The organism is Nodosilinea sp. AN01ver1 (genome assembly GCF_050565655.1).
Classification (GTDB): Bacteria; Cyanobacteriota; Cyanobacteriia; order Phormidesmidales; family Phormidesmidaceae; genus Nodosilinea.
Genome location: NZ_JBNXVS010000132.1, coordinates 1 through 1,129, shown reverse-complemented (window position 1 = coordinate 1,129; position 1,129 = coordinate 1). Strand labels below are relative to the sequence as shown.

Genomic DNA, 1,129 nt, shown 5'->3' with positions numbered 1-1,129 from the left:
CGCAATGCTCACAACTTCCCCCTGGACCTGGCCACTGCTGAGGCTCCTGAAATCATCGGCTAGGCTTTGCTAGTCCATTGATTGAGTAACGAAAAAAGCGCTCCCGACCGGGAGCGCTTTTTTCGTTACTTCAACGGGATATCCCGATCGCACCTCCAACTCTCTACGGCTGAGTCTGTTGGCGCTAGCACTCACTAAACGACCAGGACATCGGCCTAGGGGCAATAGACATGCGCCATGCAGGTGCTTACGATCGGCAGGAGCGACTCTAAGGTTTACGCCCAATGCCCCCAACCCTGAATGAACCCCTTTCCCTCGAAATGTTTGAACAAATCAAAAGCAAAGCGGGCGCTCCCTTTGACAACACCCATCGAGCTGTGCTGACACTGACTGGAGCAACCTACGTCCAAGGGTTTGTGGTTTTGAATAACGGGCAGTACGAGCCGATCGAACACGCCTGGATTGAACTGGGTGAAGATATCATCGACCCGACGCTACCGCATATAAATAAGGCTCGGCAAGAAATCTACTACTTTCCCGCCCAAAGGCTCAGCATCAAGGCCTTAAAAGCCTCTATTACAGAGGCCCAGGAAGATTACCCAGACGATCCTCCGCTGCCGATTTACGGCGCTCCGCCCTACGAGTATTACGGTGACGTGATGCTGGGGGGAAAAGACTACGTAAATGCTTATCAATCAGCCGAATTAAAGAGCAGAGAACTCAAGGCAGCTAGAGCAGAACGCAAACAAAACACCTGACGTTGTGAAATTGTTTAGGATATCTGAGGTAAACAGTGATCAAGCCGAGTGCTGAATGGCCTTAACCTGCTGAAGGCTTATGGGTTGAGTAGTTGCCTGCGCGTGCAACTATATCAACTTGGATTAAACCCACCCTTGTATCTAACTAGGCAGAAATCATTTTCTTAACCCACAACGATCGCCTGCACGAAGTCAATTTAGGTTGGCATCCTCAGGCAGAAGACTTGCTGTGGCAACCCGGTTTAGAGATATTGTCAAATCTGGTGTATGGCTAGGATCTAGGCGGCATCCTGCATCTGGGTCATATCGGCGTTGTCATCAGCCCGGTATCCATCTTTGAACGGAACTCCTTCAATTACGTCGGCGAGGTG

Annotated in this window: 1 protein-coding gene; it reads left to right on the top strand. The window is 50.6% G+C overall.

What is annotated here, in order from left to right:
* The first annotated feature begins 284 nt into the window (after positions 1-284).
* Entirely contained in the window at positions 285-758 is a 474-nt protein-coding gene (locus tag ACQ4N7_RS30275; RefSeq protein WP_430715130.1) for a hypothetical protein, read from the top strand.
* The last annotated feature ends 371 nt before the right edge of the window (positions 759-1,129 follow it).

What these genes read in the sequence shown, in the direction of transcription:
- ACQ4N7_RS30275 (WP_430715130.1), top strand. Translation starts at nt 285, where the DNA reads ATGCCCCCAACCCTGAATGAACCCCTTTCCCTCGAAATGTTTGAACAA.